Raw genomic sequence first — 20,774 nt, 5'->3', positions numbered from 1 at the left:
CTCGCCACACCGGTGATTTCGCCGATGCCCCGGCGACCGCGGCCGCCCCACACTGGCCATCCCCAGACCACGGAGGTGACCAGTGCGCACAGCCGTCCTCGCAACGCTACTGGCGGTGTTCGCCGCGGTGCTGCCCGCCACGGCGGCGGCCGCGAACCCGACGATCACCACGCCACCCGCGGGCAGCCGCGGGTTCCCGTTCCTCGCCGCGGCCGAGGACCTCGGCTCGTTCGGCTACACCGAGAGCGAGTTCTTCATCTCGGGCACCGCGACCGCGTACGCCAAGTCGGGGCTGTGGACCTCGTCGGGCCGCTGGGACGTCCGGCCCACCACCCAGGCCGCGTACCGGACCCGGCTGCTGGTTCGGCGGCCGAGCGACCCGGCGCGCTTCAACGGCACGGTCGTCGTGGAGTGGCTCAACGTCAGCGCCCAGCTGGAGCTCTCGCCGGACTACTGGTTCATGCGGGACGAGCTGCTGCGCCGGGGCTACGCGTGGGTCGGCGTGTCGGCGCAGTCCGTTGGTGTCAACGGCGGGCTCGGCGACATCGCGGGCCTGCGCGGCTGGGACCCGGCCCGCTACGGCAGCCTCGTGCACCCCGGTGACGCCTACTCCTACGACATCTTCTCCCAGGCGGGACAGGCGTTGCGCACGCCGAACGGGCCGGACCCGTTGGGCGGCCTGGAGATCCGGACGCTGCTCGCCGACGGGGAATCGCAGTCGGCCGGGTTCATGACCACCTACGCCAACGCCGTCCAGCCGGTCGCGCGCGTCTACGACGGCCTGATGATCCACAGCAACAGCGCGGTCGCGGCCCCGATCAGCGGCAGGCTCGCCGACGTGCTGACGATGCCGAACCCGAGCCGCATCCGGACCGACACCGCGGTTCCGGTGTTCGTGGTGCTCACCGAGACCGACGTGCCGGGCGCGGCGGCGGCACGGCAGCCGGACACCGACCGCATCGTGCACTGGGAGCTGGCCGGCACCGCCCACGGCGACCAGTGGGCCGTCGACCTCGGCGGCCCGACGGTGCAGAAGTCCGCCGGATCGGCCGCGCCGCAACCGAGCTGCGCCGCGGGGTCCGCCCCCTACAACGACGGGCCCGGCCACTACTCGATGAACGCTGCGCTGCGGGCGCTGTCCACGTGGGCGCAGGGCGGACCGCGCCCGGCGAGCGGCGCGCTGCTCGACGCCGACCGCCGCGACCCGGCCACCGGCCTGGCCACCGGCGGTATCCGGCTGCCCGACGTCGCGGTGCCGACGCGCACGCTGAGCGGCGAGCGGGACACCACGGACAGCGGCGTCTTCTGCGGCCTCTACGGCGCGCGGGACCCGTGGAACGGCGACGCGGACCCGTGGGACCAGCACGACGACGGCGACCCGTCCGACCCGTCGTTCCCGCCCACCGCGGAGCCGGTGCTGAGCCGCCTGTACCCGACGAACGACGGCTACGTGGCCAAGGTGCAGGCCGCCGCCCAGTCCTCGGTCACCGCGGGCCACCTGCTGCCCGAGGACGCCGCCACGATCGTCGAAGCCGCCCGGAATTCGGGCATCGGGGGTTAGCGGACCCGGCCGCCGGTCCGCGGGCCGGCGGCCGGGTTCCTCCCGCCGCCACCTCCACTGTGGACTCCCCGACGGTGACCGTGCCGTCACCGCGCGCCGTCACGCCCGGTACTTGCCGTGAGTCACACCCTTTCCGGGGGGTGCGTCGATACGGCAACCGGGGCTTTTCGCGCTTATGGTGACTACGCGGTGTCCTGGCGAGCGCATTTGCGTGGAATGAAGGCGGCATTTTGACGGAGGGCAGCACGGAGCGCGGGATCAACCTCGCGCTGCACGCGACCGTGGCGGACTGGGACGCGGTCCGGTCCGGTGCGGTCTCGTTCGCCTCCATCACGGTCACCGAGAACACCAACTGGCTCGACCGCGGCGCCGGGAAGCAAATCGAAGCGGCGCAGCGGGCCGGCATCCGCACCGGCATCCGCCATTACGCGCGTCCCGGCGCGCCCCACGACCAAGCCGAGCTGTGCGTGCGCGCGGGGCGGGGGCTCGGGGTGTTCGGGCCGGGTTCGCTCGCGCCGACGCTCGAAGTCGAGGCGGAGGGCGTCGACGACCGGTTCGTGAAGGCGTGGATCAAGACCGTGCGGCAGTCCGCGGGCATCCAGCGGGTCGTGATCTACGCCGATTACGGGCTCTGGTTGCGCCGGTTGCACCCGCAGAAGTGGGCCGACCGCGAAGTCGTGCTGTGGGTGGCGCGGCACAACGACATCCCTGGCCGCCCCGGCTGGTTCCACCCGCGCCTGGCGCTGCACGAGCACAGCTCGGTGCCGCCGATGCCCGGAGTGTCCGGCCCCATCGGCATGGACGCCCTGGTCTACCCGTTCACGCTGGCCGACCTACTGCTCTAGCGTGCTGCGCATCAGGAAGACGTTGTACGGGCCCCACTGCGACATCAGGTAGTAGACGTCCGGGCCGTCCAGCGCCCACGGGTGCAGGTAGCCGCCGTAGAGGCCGGGGTACTGGTGCCCAGGCACGGCGACCTGGCCGGGTGACCACGGCCCGGCGAGCCGGTCGGCGGAGCGCAGCAGGATCGCGCCGCCCGGGTCGTCCAGGTGCATCGCCAGCCACTGTCCGAGGTGGACGTCGTAGGCCACGGACAGCTCACCGACCGGGCCCGGGATGACCGGCGCGGCGGCGAACTCGTCCCGCGTCCAGCCGCGGCCGTCGAAGTACTCGTAGGACGACGCGTCCAGCAGGTGCGGGATCGCCGTGCGGGCCAGGTGGGCGTCGCCGTGCCGCCCGTTGGTGGTGCCGAAGAGGTAGACGTGGTCGCCCTCGCGGGCCAGCGCGCACATCTGGAACGGGTCGTCCCGCTCGGCGCGGTTGATCCAGCGCGCGCTCCACGGCTTGGCCCAGGTGACCCCGCCGTCGTCGGACACGGCGAGGCCGGAGTAGTTGGTGGTCCACTTCCCGGGCGGGCCCCACTGCCGCACGGACATGTAGTGCACGACCTGGAGCCCGTCGACCGCCAGGCCCGAGTTCGGGATGACGGTCACCTCGTCGCGGCGGCCGTCCCGCGGGATGACCTGGGCGGCGGTGCCGTCCGGCCGGGTGACGACGCCGTCGAGGCGCAGGCCGGCGGCCAGGTCCGTGCTGGTCGAGAAGGCGAGGACGTTGCTGCGCCAGTCGGCGCTGTTCGGGCCGCCGCCGTCGCCGCCCCAGCCCTCGCCGAAGGTGTCGCCGAACAACACGAAGACCCGCCCGTCGCCGCCGTCCCACAGGATGCCGAGATCCGTGCCGTGGATGGCGAACCGGTCGGTCCGGTTGATCGAATCGGCGCCGGTCACCTTGCAGATCTGCTCCGTCTCCGCGATCCGAACCATGCCCCGACCGTAGGTCACAATGTTCCCGTGCGGGCGACGCGAACGAGGCTTGGCCGGGGAAGAACACCGGATGAGGTGCTGCTTCTCCTCGACGAGCGCGCCCGCTCCCGGGGGATCGGCACGGCGGCCGGCCTGTGCGGCGAATGGTTCGGCTCCCAGGCCGTGCTGGCGCCCGAGGTCCAGCTCCGCCCCGTCACCGATCCGTTCGAGGTCCCGGACCGGCAACCGCGGGTCGAAGCTCCGGAGGGGGTCGTCGGCGGCGGCTGGTTCGGCTACCTGTCCTACGACCTCACCGACCCGTCCGGCCGGCGCACCGCGCTGCCCGCGGCGGTGTGGGGCTGGGCCGACCACGTCCTGCGGCTGGACGCGGACGGCTGGTGGTGGTTCGAATCGCTCGGCGGCCCGGACCTGGCGGCGGAGTTCGCGGAGCTGCTGACCCGGCCGGCGCCGTGCCCGGCCTGGCAGGCGGGGCCGTTGCACCGCCCGATCCCCGCGGAACACGGCGACGCGGTCAAGGCGTGCGTGCACGCGATCGAGGCCGGGGAGCTGTTCCAGGCCAACATCTGCACGCGCTTCGAGGGCACGTTCGAGGGCTCGCCCGCCGCGTTGTTCGCGCAGGGGGTGCGGGGGCTGCGGCCGCGCCGCGCCGCGTTCCTCACCGGCGAGTGGGGCAGCGTCGTGTCGTTGTCGCCCGAGCTGTTCCTCGCCCGCCACGGCGACCGGGTCCGCTCGACGCCGATCAAGGGCACGCTGCCCCGCCGCGGCCCGGCGGACGACGTGCTGGCACAACGGCTGCGTGAGTCGGTCAAGGACGTGGCCGAGAACGTGATGATCACCGACCTGGTGCGCAACGACCTCGGCCGGGTGTGCGCGGTGGGCAGCGTGCGGGTGCCCGAGCTGCTGCGGGTGCGGCCGGCGCCCGGCGTGTGGCACCTGGAGTCGACCGTGGAGGGGCGGGTGGTCACCTCGGACGCGGAGTTGCTGGCCGCGACCTTCCCGCCCGGCTCGGTGACGGGCGCGCCGAAGATCCGGGCGCTGGAGCTGATCGCGGAGCTGGAGCCGCGGCCGCGCGGGGTCTACACGGGCGCCGTCGGGCTGGCGTCGCCGGTGGCCGGGCTGGAGCTGAACGTCGCGATCCGCACGTTCGAGGTGCACGGCGGTTCGATCGCGCTCGGGGTCGGCGGCGGCATCACCGCGGATTCGGACGCCGAGGCAGAATGGCAGGAATGTCTGCACAAAGCCGCCCCGCTGGAAGCACTGCTCACCTGATCCGCCTCGGCACAGCAGCCGACCTCGACGACGCGGCGGCGACCCTGGGCGCGGCCTTCGCGGACTACCCGTTCACGCGGCACACCGTCGCCGCGGCGGACCACGTCACGCGGGTGACCGGCCTGCAACGGCTGTTCCTGGAACACGTCGGGCTGCCCTGTGGGCGGGTCTGGGTGAGCGACGACCTGGCAGCGGTGGCGGTGTGGACGACGCCCACCTCCGGCGAGCCCGACTTGGACGCGCTGGGCCCGCGGCTGCGCGAGCTGGCCGGTGACCGGGCGGCCGCCGCGGCGGCCGCGGAGGAGGCGATGGCCCCGCACCGGCCGACCGGGCCCGCGTGGTTCCTCGCCACGGTCGGCGTGGCGCCCGGCCGCCAGGGCGAGGGCCTCGGCCGGGCTGTCCTCGCGCCCGGGCTGCGTGCCGCCGCCGCGGAGGGCCACCCGGCCTACCTGGAGACCTCGCTGGAGTCGAATGTGGGCTTCTACCAGGGGCTGGGCTTCGAGGTGACCGCGCAGGTCCCCCTCCCCGACGGCGGCCCGGTCACCTGGGCGATGCGGAAGGACCCGGCCTGACGCTCAGGCGCGCCGCGCCGCCAGCACCGCGTCGTACAGCTCCTTCTTCGATACCCCGGTCGCCTCGGCGACCTCGGCCGCCGCGGACTTGAGCCGCTCACCGGCCGCCACGCGTGCCGACACCTCCGCCACCAGGTCCGTCACCGACACCGCCCGCGGCCGGGCGCCCTCCAGCACCACCGTGATCTCGCCGCGCACGCCGTCCGCCGCCCAGGCCGCCAGCTCGGGCAGTGTGCCGCGCCGGACCTCCTCGTACGTCTTCGTCAGCTCCCGGCACACCGCCGCCCGCCGCTCGTCACCCAGCGCGGCGGCCGCTTCGGTCAGCGTCGCGGCCAGCCGGTGCGGCGACTCGAAGAACACGACCGTCCGCGGCTCGGTCGCCAGCTCCCGGAACCAGCGGCCCTTCTCACCCGGCTTGCGCGGCGCGAAGCCCTCGAAGCAGAACCGGTCGCTGGGCAGCCCGGACAGCGCCAGCGCGGTCGTCACCGCCGAGGGCCCGGGCAGGCAGGTGACCGGCAGGTCCTCCTCGACGCACGCCGCGACCAGGCGGTACCCCGGATCGGACACGCTGGGCATGCCGGCGTCGGTGACCAGCACGACGGTCTCCCCGGCCCGCAGCGCCTCCAGCAGCTTCGGCAGCCGGGACGTCTCGACGTCCTCGTAGAAGCTGACCACCCGCCCGCCCGGCGTCACGTCCAGCGCGGTGGCCAGCGACCGCAGCCGACGGGTGTCCTCGGCGGCGATCACGTCCGCCTCGGCCAGTGCGGCGACCAGGCGCGGCGAAGCGTCGCGGGAGTCACCGAGGGGGGTCGCGGCGAGGACGAGTGGCATGGCCTTCACCCTATTAGCCGCGCGGGAACTCCGAGTTCACCCGTGGGTCCCTAGGATCACCCCCGTGACCGCTCTGCTGACGCGACCGGACCAGGTGGACCACCTCCGCCCGCCGACGGACCGTGCCGCCACCCTCCTCGGACGGCCGATGCCGGCCGACCGGCTGCGCGGCTGGGTGGTCACGATCGTCCTGACGCTGGTCGCGGCGGTCACCCGCTTCCAGAACCTCGGCTCCCCCACCGACAAGGGCACCCCGGTCTTCGACGAGAAGCACTACGTGCCGCAGGCGTGGCAGATGCTGCGCAACGGCGGGTTCGAGGACAACGCGGGCTACGAGCTGGTGGTGCACCCGCCGCTGGCCAAGCAGCTCATCGCGCTCGGCGAGTGGATGTTCGGGTACAACGGCTGGGGCTGGCGCTTCAGCGCGGCCGTGGCGGGCACGATCATCGTGCTGCTCACCATCCGCATCGCGCGGCGGCTGACCCGCTCGACGCTGCTCGGCGGCATCGCCGGGATACTCGTGATCTGCGACGGGGTGCTGTTCCTGCAGGCCAGGATGGGGATGCTGGACATCTTCATCGCCCTGTTCGCGCTGTCCGCGTTCGCGTGCCTGCTGTGCGACCGCGACCAGGTGCGGCAGCGGCTGGCGGTGGCGGTCGCCGAGGGCTGGGCGGACGAGTCGCCGTGGGGGCCGCGGCTGGGCTTCCGCTGGTGGCGGTTCGCGGCCGGGGTGTGCCTCGGCCTGACCTTCGCGGTGAAGTGGTCGGGCCTGTACTACATGGCGTTCTTCGGGCTGCTGTGCGTCGGGTTCGACGTGGCCGCGCGCCGGGCGGCGGGGGTGCCGCGGCCGTGGGTCGGGACGCTGCGCCGGGACGTGCTGCCCGCGTTGTGGGCGATCGTCGCCATCCCCGCGCTGATGTACCTGGCGAGCTGGTGGGCGTGGTTCGCGAGCGAGTCCGGGACCGACCGGCACTACACCGAGCTGCAGGGCATCGACCCCGGGTTCTGGAGCTGGGTGCCGCCCGCGTTGCGGTCGCTGGGCGACTACTCGATGAACGTGCTGCACTTCCACGAAAGCCTGGTCACGCCGAAGGACGACCCGCACCCGTGGGAGTCGAAGCCGTGGACGTGGCCGATGGGCCTGCGCCCGATGCTCTACTACTACGAGTCGGGCAACGGCACGTGCGGCGCGTCGGACTGCATCCGGGCGACGATGCTGATCGGCACGCCCGCGATGTGGTGGCTCGCGATCCCGATGCTCGGGTGGGGCCTGTGGCGGTGGCTGTTCCGGTTCGACTGGCGCTACGCCGCCGTGCTGGTCGGCTACCTCGCCGGGTTCCTGCCGTGGTTCACGAACATCGACCGGCAGATGTACTTCTTCTACGCGACGCCGATGGCGCCGTTCCTGGTGCTCGGGCTGACGCTCGCGCTGGGGCAGATCCTGGGCAGCGCGCGGCGCGGGTTCGAACGCCGTGGGACGGGGCTGCTGGTGGTGGCGCTGTACGTCGGCCTGGTGGTCGCGAACTTCGCGTGGCTGTGGCCGATCCTGAACGGCGACCCGATCAGCAACGCCCGGTGGCAGGCGGAGCTCTGGCTGCCGTCCTGGCGATGACCGGGTACCTGGACCGCGCCCGGGAGTCGTACGACCGGGTCGCGGAGGACTACGCCGAGTTCGTCCGCCCGCGGTTCGCGGCGGACGCGGTGGGCCGCGGGATGCTGAGCGCCTTCGCCGAGCTGGTCACCGGACCGGTCGCCGACGTCGGCTGCGGACCCGGCCACGTGACGGCGCACCTCGCGGAACTCGGCACGCAAGCGTTTGGCGTCGACTTGTCACCCGGGATGGTCGAGATCGCCCGCCGGTCGTACCCGCGGCTGCGGTTCGAGGTGGGCTCGATGACGGCGCTCGACGTGCCGGACGGGTCGCTCGGCGGGATCGTCGCATGGTGGTCAATCTTCCACGTCCCGCCCGCCGTGCTGCCGACGGTGTTCGCCGGCTTCGCCCGCACGCTGGCGCCCGAGGGCCACGTGCTGATCGGCTTCCACGCCGGGAACGCCCAGCTGCAGCCCAAGACGGCCTACGGCCACCCGGTGGACTACGACGCGTACCTGCTGCCGCCCGACCACGTCGCGAAACTCCTGAAGCGGGCAGGCTTCGACATCGCGGCCCGCGTCGAACTGGAAGGCGCGAAGCACCCGCAGGCGATCCTGCTGGGCCGGAAGCGAACCGCCCGGCGTTCCGCGCTGCCCCACCGTTAGCGGGCAGCGCGCTGGCGCACCACCGCGACGCAGCACGATCCGCCGCGCTGGCCCGCGCAGAAGCCCCCGCAGGCAATCCCCTTGGCCGGAAACGCCCCTACGCCCCATCCCGTGGAACAAACCGTGGGGTCAGCGCGGCGGCATCGCACCACCGCGACGCGGCACGACCCGCCCCACCGCCCGTCCAGCCCCCAGGCACTCGTGCGGGGCCGCAAGCGCACCACCCACCGCTCCCCACCACCGACCACGGCCTCAGCGCGGCGGCATCGCCCGCGTGGTACCGCCATGGGCGGCACGATCCGCGTCACCGGCCCGTCCGGGAATACCCGCAAGCAATCCTCTCGGCCGCAAGCGCACCACCCACCGCAACCCGCCACCGACCGCAGCGTCAGCGCGGCGGCATCGCCCGCGTGGCACCGCCCGACGCGGCACGACCCACCTCACCGGCCCGTCCGGGAACACCCGCAAGCAATCCTCTCGGCCGCAAGCGCACCACCCACCGCAACCCGCCACCGACCACGGCGTCAGCGCGGCGGCATCGCCCGCGTGGCACCGCCGTGCCGTGGCACGATCCGCGTCACCGGCCCGTCCATCGACTTGCCCGACCGCGACAGGAAGCCCTCCACCTCACGCACCACCGTGTGCAGCGTCGGGCGGCGGCGGGGTTCGTTGTCGAGCGAGGCGATCAGCAGCCGGGCGTGCGCGGAGCGCTGCGGCAGCTTCGAGACGGGCTCGGCGCGCGCCGCCGCCATCAGGGCCGCCATCGGCGTCTCGCGGGTGCCCCGCGGCGGGTAGCCGGACAGCGCGTAGCTCACCGTCGCCGCCAGCTGCCACGCGTCCGAGGCCGGGGAGGCCGCCGCGCCCGCGGCCTGCTCCGGGGCGACGAAGTCGGGTGTGCCGATCATCATCCCGGTCGCTGTCATCGTCGAGTCGCCGCGGCTGCGGGCGATGCCGAAGTCGATCAGGTGCGGCATGCCCTGCGGGTCCAGGATCACGTTCGACGGCTTCACATCGCGGTGCAGGACGCCCTTCTCGTGCGCCGCCGCCAGCGCGCCTGCCATCGTCGCCCAGAGGCGGCCCGCCGCGACGTCGTCCAGGGGCCCCATCGTGTCCACCGCGGTGGCCAGCGACTGGCCCTCCAGGTACTCCATGACCAGCGCGAGCCCGTCCGGCTCCTCGACCAGGTCGTAGACCCGCACGCAGTTCGGGTGGTCGACCATCGCGAGCGCCCTGGCCTCGCGGCGCATGCGCTCCTCGGTGTCCCGGTCCGGCGCGTGGGCGATCTTCAGCGCGACCGTGCGGCCCAGCTGGTTGTCCACAGCCTGCCACACCGTGCCGAACCCACCGTGGCCGAGGCGCTTGATCCGCCGGTACCGGCCGCCGCCGTTGGCCGTCGACCCCGGCGGCAGCGGGACCGGGCCGGGCGCCGCGGCGAGCTCCTGCGCTGCGGGCGCGACGGCCGTCGGCGCGTACTGCTTCGGCGGCTGCTGCTCCGGCGGTGGCGGAGGCGGCGGCACCTGCGGCGGGGGCTCGCGCCGCGGTTCCGGGCGCGGCCGTTCCGGCTTGTTGATGACCGACCACGGCGGCGGCCCGACCAGGGCGATCGGGATGATCCCGAGCATCGCGATCGGGATGAACCCGAGCCACAGGAACACGCCCGCGTTGGCCGAGACGCCCACCGAGAACACCACGAACATCACGAACCCGACCCACAGCAGGCGGCCCGGCCACTTCGGTCCGCGGCGCATCGCGGTGCGCGCATGCAGGATCATGAACAGCAGCGCGAGCAGCGGCAGCCCGACGAGCGCGCCCAGGTAGTAGCCGTAGGCGAGCACGTTGCCGGAGGGGTAGAAGATCGTCTCGAAGATGTTCTGCCCACCGCCGAGGTACTTGCTCTGCGTGCCGATGAACGAGCAGTACTCGCGGTTCAGGGTCGCCAGGTCGGCCTTCGACAGCGACGAGGTGCCCTCGGCGGCGGCTCGGTAGATGCCCGAGATGCCGTTGAACGCCATCCACGGCAGCCCGAACGAGAACACGAACGCGATCACGCCGATGGCCGCGATCGTGCCCGTGTCGTACCGGTTGCCGGTGAACTTCCGCATGAGCGCGACGAGGACCGCGCCGGCCACCGGGAACAACGCGGTCAGCGCCCCCGCGGCCACCGTGGCCCACACCCAGTCACCGGGGCAGAACCCCGGGTTGAACAGGGCATGCGCGAGGGACAGCAGCCAGTCCGCGAACGCGTTCACCGCCCGGGTCCCTTCGTGTTCGGGGTCTTCTTCCGGTCTCCCACCCTATTCGCACCTTGGACGCGGCAGGGGACGGGCGGGTTGCGGTCGCCCTGCGGAGTGAGACTTCTCAGATGCCGGGCCGCCAGATGACCGGTGCCAGCCGCTCCGCCTCGACGCGCCACCGCTCCCGCCGGAAGCGCAGGACCAGCACCGACAGCAGGACGCTGCTGAGCACCGCGCCGGCGACGACGACCGCGACGACGCCGGCCAGCCCGCCCAGCACGACCGCGACCAGGCCCAGCACCACCACCGCGGCGATGGCGACCTGTCCCTGGCCGTGCCACACCCACCGCCGTCCCGCGTCGAGCTCGGCCAGCAGGGCCTGCGCGCCGGTGGTGAGCCGGGCGTCGGGCACCTTCAGTTCGAGAATGCGGCGGGCCGCCCACGCGCACAGCTCGCGCTGGCGCGCCGATGTCACCACGGGCAGCCCCTCTCTGGTCACGCTGCGTGCGGACACGGTCAGCGCTTCGAGCGCGTGCGCGAGCCGTAGACGCAGGTCCAGGTCCGCCGGAGCCGCGGCGAGCTGCTGTTCGAGCACTTGAACAGCGGACATCGGGTCGGTCTGTTCGGTCACGTGAATCTCCCAAAAGGAGTAACCCGGGCGGGACGCTCGATGCTACCCTCAGTGCTCACTTCTGCACGAGCGGTTGACGAGGGGACAGTGATGCCGCCTCCTGGGGGCCAGCCGAGCTCGGCGCGTCTGGCGCTGCTCGCGGGTGTGGCGAACCTCGTCGTGCTCGGCGCGGTCGGCACCGCGCTGCTGCTCGTCCGCGACAGCGGTGACGGCGGGACCACCCAGCTGGCCACGGCCACGTCGAGCTCGGCCGCGACGACCACGAGCGCGTCGAGCAGCCGCCGCACCTCGACGACGACCACCACGACGACGACGAGCAGTCCGGCGCCGCCGGGGAGCGAGGTGACCGGCCCGGCCGGGATCCGCACGGTCATCCCGGAGGGCTGGACCGTCGCGCCGACCCAGTCCGCGGGCAGCGTGCAGGCCACTGATCCCGCCGACAGCTCCCGCTTCGTCCGCTACGGCGGCTCGGCCGTGCCGAACGCTTCGATCATGGAGTCCCACCTCGAGGCCGAAAGCGACTTCGCCGCCGCCCGGCCCGGCTACTCCCGGGTGGAGCTCGCACAGACGACACTCCGCGGGTACGAGGCGATCGTGTGGGAGTTCGAGTGGACCGCGCCGGAGGGCAGGCGGCACGTGAAGGCCGAGTACTGGCGCGCCTCCGGCACCGAGTACTTCGTGTACGCCTCGTCGAAGGCCGCCGACTGGCCCGAGATGGTCCCGATCCTCACCGCCATGACGGAGAACGCGATCCCGTGACCGGAACGATGACCGCCTGGACCGTCCCGCACCAGGTGCGGCCCCAGGACGACACGACGCGGTACCCGTGCGCCGCCGCGCACCTCGACTCCGGATACGCCGACCGCGCGATCCGCGAGTTCCTCACCGAGCCGACCCGCCCGCTGCCGCACTCGCCAGGGTTCGACCCGGCGCGGGTGCTGGTGGAGGCGATCGCCTCGCGGGGCCGCCGCAAGCTGCGCGACGGCATCCTGGCGGTGTTGTTCGGCTTGTTCGTCTGGGCCTCGGGCCCGAGCCTGTTGCTGTTCACGTGGCTCGCGCTCGCGGTGGCGCTGGTGATCCCGTCGATCTGGCGCAGGGCGATCAACGTGGCGCTCAAGGCGGCGATCGTCGTCGTGCTCGGCACGTTCGCGCTGGCCGGTCTGCTGATCTACTTGCTCGGCGCGATCGATCCGGAGGCCACCGAGGACTTCACCGGCGGCTACTACGGGGACTACTACTACGGTCCGCCGGCCGGCGACGAGGAGGTCTGGTTCTACGTCTCGATCGCGCTGGTCGTGCTGATGTTCGCCATCCTGGTGACCGACCGGCTGGTGGTGCGGTCGCTGCTCGTCGACCGGTTCGGCTACCGCGCCCGCAACCGGCCGCCCGCCGACCCGTTCACCACCGAGCGCCCGCTGCTCGGCCTGTGCCCGCCGCGGTTCGTGCGGCAGCTGCACCGCTACCGGGACGCCGAAGAGAGCCCGCAGGGCGCGGTGCCGTTGTTCGTGCACCGCGGCTACAACCCGTTCGTCGGCGCCGGGTCGCACCGGGAGTCCTGGTCGATGGCGTTGCCGCTGGACCGACTCCCGGAGGACCACAAGCCGGACGGCACGCCGTTCGACGAGCTGACCACGCCGTTGCTGTACGAGCGGGTCCGCGCGGCGATGGCTGTGCTGCAGGAGAGCGAGTCGCTGTCGCCGGACCGGCGGTTGCGTGAGCTGTCGATCCGGGAGGCGGTGTTCGCGTCGTCGGCGGAGCTGATCGACCACGTTTACCAGCCGGAGTCGGTGGTGTACCTGCGGGGCCTGGACCGGGCGCCGGAGCGGTACCTGCCGCCGGGCGAGGTGGCGGCGCTGCGCCGGCAGCCGCGTGAGTGGGCGCGCTACTACCTGTGCTTCCAGGTCGAGACGTGGGACCGGGACCTGGTGATGTCCAGCTACCTGCACGCGGCCGTCGACGCCAGCACCCTGTACCTGGAGTGGACGCCGTGCGTGCTGCCGCCGGTGCGGGACCGGTACCGCGCGGTGGACAAGCTGCCTGCCGGGGTGGCCGCGCCGATCGGGCAGGCGCTGCTGCGGTTGTTGCGGTTGCCGGTGACGATCTGGGGTCGCGCCAAGCACACGCTGGAGTGGATCCAGCCGCTGCGGCAGGACCGCGGCCTGATCAACCCGGACGCCTACGGCTCGCTGCGGACGTTGCGCGAGATGGCGGCCGCCGAGGACGTGGACAGCTATTTTCAGCTGGTCGACGTGGAGCGCTACGAGAAGATCCTGCACAGCAGGCTGATGCCCGCGATAAGCCGCATCCTGCGCGACTGCGGCTATTCGCCCGCGAGCTTCGAGCGCCAGGCCGCGACCGTGATCCACAAGGAGATCACCATCCACGGCGACAACTACGCCCCCATCAACACCGGCGCCAACACCGGTTCGATGGACGGCGCGAACGTGCAGACGGCCAAGGGGGACTGAGCACATGACCGGCATCAACATCAGCGGCGGGAACTTCGGCCCGATCAACACGGGAACGAACAGCGGCTCCATGAGCGGCGCGAACATCAACCAGCAGCAGGCGCCGCTGGTCACGTTGCTGGAGCAGCTGCGTGCCGAGACAGCCGCGCTGGAGGTCGCCGACCGGAAGGCGCTGGACCGGAACTTGGCCGGTCTGCTGGAAGACGCGCGGAAGGCCCAGGACCCGGACACGGCCGAGGACGTGGAGCCCGAGGTGGTCCGCACCCGCTGGGAGAAGGTGAAGGCTCTGCTGTCCCAGGCGTCCGAGGTGAGCGGGACGGTGGCGCAGATCGGTGGACATGTTTCGGAGCTCATCGGGGCTTTCTGACTCGTCAGGGTTCTTGGGTTTCTCGTGCCTGGCCTGCCTACGGGGGTTCGGGGTGCCGGGGGCGGGTGTGCCGCAGCTTCACAAGTGCGTGGTGGTTGCGAGCTGCGCGCGAAAAACTTGACCCGGCGCGGCGAGACGGCGATCAGACACGCGGCGGACCGCTGGCCCAAGGGTTCAGCGGTAGCGAACCGAGAGCGGCGACGGCTGGCGCGGCAAAGTGGCGATCAACCGCGGCGGGCCGTAGCTGCACAGGGGCGCGGCCGTAACGAGCCGCGGCGGGCAGTGGTGACGCGCGGCGGGCGACGGTCGGGCGCGGCCGTAACGAGCCGCGGCGGGCAGTGGCGACGCGCGGCGGGCGACGGTCGGGCGCGGCAAGGCGGCGAGCCGCGGCGGGCAGTGGTGACGCGCGGCGGGCGACGGTCGGGCGCGGCAAGGCGGCGACTGCAAGGCGACGGGCAGCAGTGGTGGTAGCGCACGACCCGCAGTGACTGCGCGCTGCGGCACGCTGGGTGCGTGGTGTGGTTGGCCCGGCAAAGGCGGCAGTCGATGCGCGGCGGGCCGCAGCTGCACAAGAGCGCAGTCTTAACGAGCCGCGGCGAGCGATGGTTGGGCGCGGCAAGTGGCTGCGGGACGGCAGGGCGTGAGCGGGTGCAGCGCACGGCAGGTGGCGGCTGCGCGCTGGGCAGTGGCTGAGCGCGGTCGGTGGCTGAGCGCGGCGGGTTGGTGATTCAGGGCGCCGGTGGCGGCTGAGCCCAGCGCTGGGGCCGCGCGGCGGTGCGCGCGCGGGCGCACCAGGGGCCGCGGTGGGCACGTGGGGGTTTGGAGGGCGGCGCGGGGCCGTCGGACCGCGCGGAGCGGCCGGGTGGCGCGGAGCGGCGAGGTGGCCGGGCGGCGCGGGGCGGTCGGACCGCGTGGAGCGGCGCGGCGCAGGGCGGCGAGGCGGCCGAGTGGCGTGGGGGCGGTCGGACCGCATGGAGCGGCCGGGCGGCGGAGCGGCGAGGTGGCCGGGCGACGCAGAGCGGCCGGACCGCGTGGAGCGACGCAGAGCGGTCGGACCGCGTGGAACGGCCGGGCGGCGCGGAGCGGCGAGGTGGCCAGGTGGCGCGGGGCGGCCGGACCGCGTGGAGCGGCCGGGCGGCGGAGCGGCGAGGTGGCCGGGCGACGCAGAGCGGCCGGACCGCATGGAACGGCCGGGCGGCGCAGGGTGGTCGGGCGGCGCAGGGTGGTCGGGCGGCGGAGCGGCGTGGGGCGGCGAGGCGGCCTAGTGGCGCGGGGGCGGTCAGGGGGCGGGGATTGCGTCATGATGTGGGGCACGAGCTCGACGACGAGGAGGTCTGCCCCATGGGCCGTCACGTGGAGGAACACCAGCGCAGCCTTACTGATCCGGAAGGGTTCTGGCTCGCGGCGGCGAAGGCCATCGATTGGACTCGTGAGCCGTCGCGGGCGTTGGACTCTTCGCGGGCTCCCTTGTTCCGCTGGTTCCCGGACGGGGAGCTCAACACCGCCTACAACGCTCTCGACCGGCACGTCGAACGTGGGCGTGGGGAGCAGCCCGCCCTGATCTGGGACTCCCCGGTCACTGGGGGCAAGCGGACCTTCACCTACGCCCAGCTGCGGGACGAAGTCGCTCTGTTCGCGGGGGCCCTGCGGTCCCTCGGCGTCGGCAAGGGCGACCGCGTCATCGTCTACCTGCCGATGGTTCCCGAGGCCGCCGTGGCGATGCTCGCGTGCGCCCGGATCGGCGCCGTGCACTCCGTGGTGTTCGGCGGCTTCGCGCCCAAGGAACTGGCCGCCCGCATTGAGGACGCCAAGCCGAAGGTGATCGTCGCCGCGTCCTGTGGCATCGAGCCGAACCGCGTGGTCGAGTACAAGCCGATCATCGACGAGGCCCTCGCCGCCACCACCCATCAGCCGGACAAGGTCGTGGTGCTGCAACGCGACGCGGCGCAGGCGACGCTCGGCGAACGGGACGTCGACTGGCGGGAACTGGTCGCCGGGGCGAGCCCGGTCGATCCGGTGCCGGTCGCGGCTACCGACCCGCTCTACATCCTCTACACCTCCGGCACCACCGGGAAACCGAAGGGCGTCGTGCGCGACGCGGGCGGCCACGCGGTCGCGCTGGCCTACTCGATGCACGCGGTCTACGACATCCAGCCCGGCGACATCTGGTGGACCGCCTCCGACGTCGGCTGGGTGGTCGGCCACTCCTACATCGTCTACGCGCCACTGCTGATCGGCGCCACGACCGTGATGTACGAGGGCAAGCCGGTCGGCACCCCGGACGCCGGCGCCTTCTGGCGCGTCATCAGCGAGCACAAGGTGAAGGCCCTGTTCACCGCTCCGACCGCGCTGCGGGCGATCAAGCGCGTCGACCCGGACGCGACCGAGCTCGCGAAGTACGACCTGTCGTCGTTCCGCACCCTGTTCATGGCCGGTGAGCGGCTCGACCCGGAGACCCTGAACTGGGCCGCCGACAAGCTGGGCGTGCCGGTGATCGACCACTGGTGGCAGACCGAGACCGGCTGGCCGATCGCGGCGAACCCGCGCGGCCTGGAACCGATGCCGGTGAAACCGGGCTCGGCCACCGTCCCGGTGTCCGGCTACGACGTGCGGATCCTGGACCAGGCCGGCGACCCCCTGCCTGCCGGGCAGGAAGGCGCCATCTGCATCAAACTCCCGATGCCGCCGGGCACCCTGCCCACGCTGTGGGGCGACGACGAGCGCTACGTGGAGGCGTACCTGTCGCGCTACGAGGGCTACTACCTCACCGGCGACTCGGGCTACTTCGACGAGGACGGGTACCTGTTCGTCATGGGCCGCACCGACGACGTCATCAACGTGGCCGGTCACCGGTTGTCGACCGGGTCGATGGAGGCCGTGCTGGCGGCGCACCCGGCGGTCGCCGAGTGCGCGGTGATCGGCGTGCACGACTCGCTCAAGGGCCAGCTGCCGCGCGGGCTGGTGGTGCTCAAGTCCGGTGTGGACGTCGACGAGGAAACGCTGAAGGCGGAGCTGATCGCGGCCGTCCGGCGGGACATCGGCCCCGTGGCGGCGTTCCGGCAAGTGTCCGTTGTGGACGCGCTGCCGAAGACGCGATCGGGCAAGATCCTCCGCAAGACCATGCGCGGACTCGCGGAAGGCCGGGACGAACCGGTGCCGTCGACCATCGAAGATCCTTCGGTGCTCGACAAGCTGCGCGCGGTGCTGCGGGAGGACTGACCGCGAAAGAGTCCACTTGAGACGGATGAGGACGTTCGGCAGGGCGTTGATGTTCACACCGACAAGCTAGACCCGAGCACCGACAGAAAGCACTGTCCGGCCGGGGAATCGCCACCCGAACGAGTCGAACGCGGCGGTTCACCCGGCCGGAGCAGTGCGACGGCAACCGGGGCATTGCGCGCGCCGGAACACTGGTCTATACCTTTAGGGGACCCGCTCCCGATCCCCGCGGAGAGTGACCCATGCGCAGATCCCTGGCCGGCCTGCTCGGCGCCACCGCGCTCGCGCTGACCGCCCTCACCCAGCCCGCACTCGCCAGCGAACCCGCCACCGCGCCGAGCACCCGCGCCCTGGCGGACGTGATCCCCGCTCCGGTGTCGGCGATCGCCGACCCCAAGGCCGACTTCCGGCTGACCCCGGCCACCGCGATCGAGGCCGATCGCGGCGCCCGTCAGGTCGCCGACTACCTCGCCGGCCTGCTCCGCCCGTCGACCGGGTACCGCCTGCCGGTCGTCGAGCGCACCTCGGCGCCGTCCATCGCGCTGGAGCTCGGCCCGACCGCGCGGGTCGGCGACCAGGGCTACCAGCTCACGGTGACGAAGAAGGGCGTCACGCTGCGCGCGAACAGCGGCGACGGCCTGTTCGCCGGCGTGCAGACGCTGCGTCAACTGCTGCCCGCGCAGGTCGAGTCGCGGCAGGTGGCGCGCGGCCCGTGGACCGTGCCGGGCGGGAAGATCGTGGACTACCCGCGCTTCGCCTATCGCGGCGCGATGCTCGACGTCGCACGGCACTTCTTCACCGTCGACGAGGTCAAGCGCTACATCGACCAGATCGCGCAGTACAAGGTCAACCGGCTGCACCTGCACCTGTCGGACGACCAGGGCTGGCGGATCGAGATCAAGAGCTGGCCGCGCCTGGCGACGTACGGCGGCAGCACCGAGGTCGGCGGCGGCCCGGGCGGCTACTACACGCAGGAGCAGTACAAGGACCTGGTGGCCTACGCCGCGTCCCGGCACATCACGGTGATCCCGGAGATCGACATGCCGGGCCACACCAACGCCGCGCTGGCCTCGTACGCGGAGCTGAACTGCGACGGCGTCGCGCCGCCGCTGTACACCGGCATCGAGGTCGGGTTCAGCTCGCTGTGCGTGGACAAGGACATCACCTACAAGTTCCTCGACGACGTGATCGGCGAGCTCGCCGCACTGACCCCGGGCCGCTACCTGCACATCGGCGGGGACGAGGCCCACGCCACGACCCCCGAGGACTACCAGAAGTTCATGGGCCAGGTGCTCCCGATCGTCGCCAAGCACGGCAAGCTGGCGCAGGGCTGGCACGAGATCGCGAAGGCCGATCCGCCGGTGTCCGCGGTGCCGCAGTTCTGGGACACCGACGGCGTCGACGCGGACACGGCGGCGGCCGCCGCGGCGGGCAACAAGATCGTGGTTTCCCCGGCCAACAAGGCCTACCTCGACATGCAGTACAACGAGAACAGCCCGCTCGGCCTGCACTGGGCCGGGTACGTCGAGGTCGCCGACGCCTACGACTGGGACCCGTCGACGGCGGTGCAGGGCGTCGGCGAGGCGTCCGTAGCGGGTGTCGAGGCGCCCTTGTGGTCGGAGACCCTGACCGACAGCGACGACATCGAGTTCATGGCCTTCCCGCGGCTGCCCGGCATCGCGGAGATCGGGTGGTCGCCGAAGTCGACCCACGACTGGAACGGCTACCGCGAGCGGCTGGCGCAGCAGGCGCCGCGGTGGGAGATCCAGGGGATCGACTTCTACCGCTCCCCGCAGGTCGACTGGCCGTGAGCAGGGCCGTGGGCCCGGCGCGTCCCCCGCGCCGGGCCCGCGGTCAGTTCCCGGCTTCCCGGAGGGCAGCCCACGCGTCCGCCACGGGCGCCAGGTGCCCGAGCTTGTCCGGGTTGTTGACGGTGCGGATCGTCTGGACCACTCCGTCGGCGATGTCGAACGCCCAGATGCTGATCAGCCCGCCGTCGCGGTCCCGGAAGATCGCGCCCGGCTGGCCGTTGACCGGGTGGACGGACACCTGGGCGCCGATCCGCGCGAACATCGGCATGAGCGTCGCCAGCACGCCGGCCACCGCGCCCGCCCCGGTGAACCGCTCCGCCCACTGCGGCGCCTTGCCGCCGGCGTCGCCGATCATCTGCACGTCGGCGGCCAGCAGCGAGGTCAGCGCGCCGACGTCCCCGTTCCGGAACGCGTCGAGGAACCGCCCGGCGAGCTCGTCCCGCTTGGCCCGGTCGGCCTCGAACCGGGGGCGGCCGGCATCGACGTGCCGCCGGGCCCGCACCGCGAGCTGACGGCACGCCGCCTCCGAACGCCCCACGGCGGAGGCGATCTCGGGGAAGCCGAACCCGAACACCTCGCGCAGCACGAAGACCGCGCGCTCCAGCGGGCTGAGCCGCTCCAGCAGGAGCAGCGCCGCCATCGACAACGAGTCGGCCAGCTCCGCCGCGCGCTGCGGGTCCTCGTACGGATCGGCCAGCAGCGGCTCCGGGAACCACGGCCCGACGTACTCCTCCCGCCGGACCCGGGCCGAGCGCAACACGTCGATCGCGACCCGGCTCACCGTCGCGGACAGGAACGCCTTGACCGACTCCGGCCGGGTCGGCGACGTCGCGAAGCGCAGCCAGGTCTCCTGCACCGCGTCCTCGGCTTCGCTCACGCTGCCCAGCAGCCGGTAGGCGATGGAGAACAGCAGCGGCCGCAGCTCCTGGAACTCCTCGGCCCGGTCCATCACGCCCCGGTCTACCACGGCACCGGCCCGTCCTCGGCGAAGAACCCGGCCGTCGGCCCGTCCGGGCCGAGCGTGGCCAGCCGCACCACGACCGCGGCGCCCTGCGCGACGGTCAGGAACCCGGTGTGGTTGTTGCTGTCCGTGTCCACGAACCCGGGAGCGACCGCGTTGACCAGGACACCGTCCTTGCGCAGCTCGTTGGCGTACTGGACGGTCAGCGCACACAGGGCGGTCTTGGACGGGCTGTACGCCGCGGACGGCAGCAGCGCCGCGAAGGGGCCGTCCGGGTCGCTGGTCAGGGTCAGCGAGGCGGCGTGGCTGCTGACGTTGACGATGCGCGGCGCCGGTGACCGCCGCAGCAGCGGCAGCACCGCGTTGGTCACCGCGATCACGCCGAACACGTTGGTCTCGAACACCGCACGGACCATGTCCAGGTCGACCGTGCTCGGGATCTGGTCGCGCGCATCCGCCGGGTCGACCTGCCCGGATCCGGTGATCCCGGCGTTGTTGACCAGCACGTCGAGCCGCCCGAAGCGGTCTTCGATCTGCCGCGCGGCCCGCCGCACCCCGGCCGCGTCGGTGACGTCCAAGGTGATCGCGTGGCCGCCGACCGCCGCGGCGGCCTCCTCGGCGCGCCGCGGGTCGCGGCCACCGACCAGGACGGTCATGCCGAGCGCGGCCAGTTGTTCGGCCACGCCACGCCCGATCCCCTTGTTCGCTCCGGTGACCAGCGCGACCTTCTGCTGTTCGCCCATCATCAGCTCCTCGTTCCGGGTGGGTGTTCGG

General features: G+C 72.7%; 17 protein-coding genes. 11 read left to right on the top strand and 6 right to left on the bottom strand.

All coding sequences use genetic code 11. From position 1 onward, the window contains the following. Positions 1 to 82 precede the first annotated feature (82 nt). Together ABZ215_RS27195 and ABZ215_RS27190 are read left to right on the top strand one after the other, a co-directional pair. Positions 83 to 1,561 carry an alpha/beta hydrolase domain-containing protein gene (locus ABZ215_RS27195; protein ID WP_354952624.1) on the top strand — a complete coding sequence of 493 codons (1,479 nt, stop codon included), beginning with the start codon at positions 83 to 85 and terminating at the stop codon, positions 1,559 to 1,561. Between the two features lie 230 nt (positions 1,562 to 1,791). After that, entirely contained in the window at positions 1,792 to 2,406 is a 615-nt protein-coding gene (locus ABZ215_RS27190) for a GH25 family lysozyme (protein WP_020419450.1), read from the top strand. Here ABZ215_RS27190 and ABZ215_RS27185 read toward each other — a convergent pair. Continuing rightward, positions 2,395 to 3,381: a DUF4185 domain-containing protein gene (locus ABZ215_RS27185; RefSeq protein WP_354952622.1), complete on the bottom strand. Its 987-nt coding sequence runs from the start codon at positions 3,379 to 3,381 to the stop codon at positions 2,395 to 2,397. The two genes, ABZ215_RS27190 and ABZ215_RS27185, sit on opposite strands and share 12 nt — an antisense overlap. 75 nt (positions 3,382 to 3,456) lie before the next feature. Between ABZ215_RS27185 and ABZ215_RS27180 the strand changes: the two genes are divergently transcribed. Both ABZ215_RS27180 and ABZ215_RS27175 read left to right on the top strand, forming a co-directional pair. Continuing rightward, positions 3,457 to 4,650 (top strand): aminodeoxychorismate synthase component I, encoded by a 1,194-nt coding sequence (locus ABZ215_RS27180; RefSeq protein ID WP_354952620.1) that lies wholly within the window; start codon positions 3,457 to 3,459, stop codon positions 4,648 to 4,650. Next, positions 4,608 to 5,222, top strand: coding sequence for a GNAT family N-acetyltransferase (locus ABZ215_RS27175; protein ID WP_354952619.1), 615 nt, complete (start codon positions 4,608 to 4,610; stop codon positions 5,220 to 5,222). Before ABZ215_RS27180 ends, ABZ215_RS27175 begins: the two co-directional genes overlap by 43 nt. 3 nt (positions 5,223 to 5,225) lie before the next feature. Here ABZ215_RS27175 and rsmI read toward each other — a convergent pair whose 3' ends face one another. Continuing rightward, entirely contained in the window at positions 5,226 to 6,053 is an 828-nt protein-coding gene (gene rsmI / locus ABZ215_RS27170; RefSeq protein ID WP_354952617.1) for a 16S rRNA (cytidine(1402)-2'-O)-methyltransferase, read from the bottom strand. A 64-nt stretch (positions 6,054 to 6,117) separates the two neighbouring features. Between rsmI and ABZ215_RS27165 the strand changes: the two genes are divergently transcribed. Both ABZ215_RS27165 and ABZ215_RS27160 read left to right on the top strand, forming a co-directional pair. Continuing rightward, entirely contained in the window at positions 6,118 to 7,665 is a 1,548-nt protein-coding gene (locus ABZ215_RS27165) for a phospholipid carrier-dependent glycosyltransferase (protein WP_354952615.1), read from the top strand. Then, positions 7,662 to 8,309 carry a class I SAM-dependent methyltransferase gene (locus tag ABZ215_RS27160; RefSeq protein WP_354952613.1) on the top strand — a complete coding sequence of 216 codons (648 nt, stop codon included), beginning with the start codon at positions 7,662 to 7,664 and terminating at the stop codon, positions 8,307 to 8,309. Before ABZ215_RS27165 ends, ABZ215_RS27160 begins: the two co-directional genes overlap by 4 nt. Before the next feature lie 524 nt (positions 8,310 to 8,833). Here the strand turns inward: ABZ215_RS27160 and ABZ215_RS27155 are convergent. Beyond that, the gene (locus tag ABZ215_RS27155) at positions 8,834 to 10,558 is read right to left on the bottom strand and encodes a serine/threonine-protein kinase (RefSeq protein WP_354952611.1); all 1,725 of its coding nucleotides are present in this window, start codon (positions 10,556 to 10,558) and stop codon (positions 8,834 to 8,836) included. A 109-nt stretch (positions 10,559 to 10,667) separates the two neighbouring features. Next, positions 10,668 to 11,174, bottom strand: a complete 507-nt coding sequence (locus ABZ215_RS27150; RefSeq protein ID WP_354952609.1) for a hypothetical protein — start codon at positions 11,172 to 11,174, stop codon at positions 10,668 to 10,670. 90 nt (positions 11,175 to 11,264) lie between these two features. Between ABZ215_RS27150 and ABZ215_RS27145 the strand changes: the two genes are divergently transcribed. The 5 genes from ABZ215_RS27145 (at position 11,265) to ABZ215_RS27125 (ending at position 19,039) form a co-directional block, all read left to right on the top strand. After that, positions 11,265 to 11,933: a hypothetical protein gene (locus ABZ215_RS27145; protein ID WP_354952607.1), complete on the top strand. Its 669-nt coding sequence runs from the start codon at positions 11,265 to 11,267 to the stop codon at positions 11,931 to 11,933. Continuing rightward, positions 11,930 to 13,642 (top strand): hypothetical protein, encoded by a 1,713-nt coding sequence (locus tag ABZ215_RS27140; protein ID WP_354952605.1) that lies wholly within the window; start codon positions 11,930 to 11,932, stop codon positions 13,640 to 13,642. Before ABZ215_RS27145 ends, ABZ215_RS27140 begins: the two co-directional genes overlap by 4 nt. A 4-nt stretch (positions 13,643 to 13,646) precedes the next feature. Beyond that, the gene (locus tag ABZ215_RS27135; RefSeq protein WP_237339182.1) at positions 13,647 to 14,009 is read left to right on the top strand and encodes a hypothetical protein; all 363 of its coding nucleotides are present in this window, start codon (positions 13,647 to 13,649) and stop codon (positions 14,007 to 14,009) included. Positions 14,010 to 15,350: 1,341 nt separating this feature from the next. Further along, positions 15,351 to 17,228, top strand: coding sequence for a propionyl-CoA synthetase (locus ABZ215_RS27130; RefSeq protein ID WP_354952639.1), 1,878 nt, complete (start codon positions 15,351 to 15,353; stop codon positions 17,226 to 17,228). A gap of 242 nt (positions 17,229 to 17,470) precedes the next feature. Next, positions 17,471 to 19,039 carry a beta-N-acetylhexosaminidase gene (locus tag ABZ215_RS27125; protein ID WP_354952603.1) on the top strand — a complete coding sequence of 523 codons (1,569 nt, stop codon included), beginning with the start codon at positions 17,471 to 17,473 and terminating at the stop codon, positions 19,037 to 19,039. Positions 19,040 to 19,082: 43 nt separating this feature from the next. On the opposite strand, the gene ABZ215_RS27120 is transcribed toward ABZ215_RS27125, so the two are convergent. Together ABZ215_RS27120 and ABZ215_RS27115 are read right to left on the bottom strand one after the other, a co-directional pair. Next, on the bottom strand, positions 19,083 to 20,006 hold the full coding sequence (locus tag ABZ215_RS27120) for an RNA polymerase sigma-70 factor (protein ID WP_354952601.1): 924 nt from the start codon (positions 20,004 to 20,006) through the stop codon (positions 19,083 to 19,085). Continuing rightward, entirely contained in the window at positions 20,000 to 20,743 is a 744-nt protein-coding gene (locus tag ABZ215_RS27115) for an SDR family NAD(P)-dependent oxidoreductase (RefSeq protein ID WP_354952637.1), read from the bottom strand. Before ABZ215_RS27115 ends, ABZ215_RS27120 begins: the two co-directional genes overlap by 7 nt. Positions 20,744 to 20,774 lie beyond the last annotated feature (31 nt).

Origin of the sequence: Amycolatopsis sp. NPDC006131 (assembly GCF_040614175.1) — a bacterium.
Taxonomy (GTDB): Bacteria; Actinomycetota; Actinomycetes; order Mycobacteriales; family Pseudonocardiaceae; genus Amycolatopsis_E; species Amycolatopsis_E tucumanensis.
Note: the sequence above shows the minus strand (reverse complement) of the source record. Positions and strands in the feature narration are given on the sequence as shown.

What these genes read in the sequence shown, in the direction of transcription:
- rsmI (WP_354952617.1), bottom strand. Translation starts at nt 6,053, where the DNA reads ATGCCACTCGTCCTCGCCGCGACCCCCCTCGGTGACTCCCGCGACGCT.
- ABZ215_RS27130 (WP_354952639.1), top strand. Translation starts at nt 15,351, where the DNA reads ATGGGCCGTCACGTGGAGGAACACCAGCGCAGCCTTACTGATCCGGAA.
- ABZ215_RS27185 (WP_354952622.1), bottom strand. Translation starts at nt 3,381, where the DNA reads ATGGTTCGGATCGCGGAGACGGAGCAGATCTGCAAGGTGACCGGCGCC.
- ABZ215_RS27135 (WP_237339182.1), top strand. Translation starts at nt 13,647, where the DNA reads ATGACCGGCATCAACATCAGCGGCGGGAACTTCGGCCCGATCAACACG.
- ABZ215_RS27125 (WP_354952603.1), top strand. Translation starts at nt 17,471, where the DNA reads ATGCGCAGATCCCTGGCCGGCCTGCTCGGCGCCACCGCGCTCGCGCTG.
- ABZ215_RS27145 (WP_354952607.1), top strand. Translation starts at nt 11,265, where the DNA reads ATGCCGCCTCCTGGGGGCCAGCCGAGCTCGGCGCGTCTGGCGCTGCTC.
- ABZ215_RS27175 (WP_354952619.1), top strand. Translation starts at nt 4,608, where the DNA reads ATGTCTGCACAAAGCCGCCCCGCTGGAAGCACTGCTCACCTGATCCGC.
- ABZ215_RS27115 (WP_354952637.1), bottom strand. Translation starts at nt 20,743, where the DNA reads ATGGGCGAACAGCAGAAGGTCGCGCTGGTCACCGGAGCGAACAAGGGG.
- ABZ215_RS27160 (WP_354952613.1), top strand. Translation starts at nt 7,662, where the DNA reads ATGACCGGGTACCTGGACCGCGCCCGGGAGTCGTACGACCGGGTCGCG.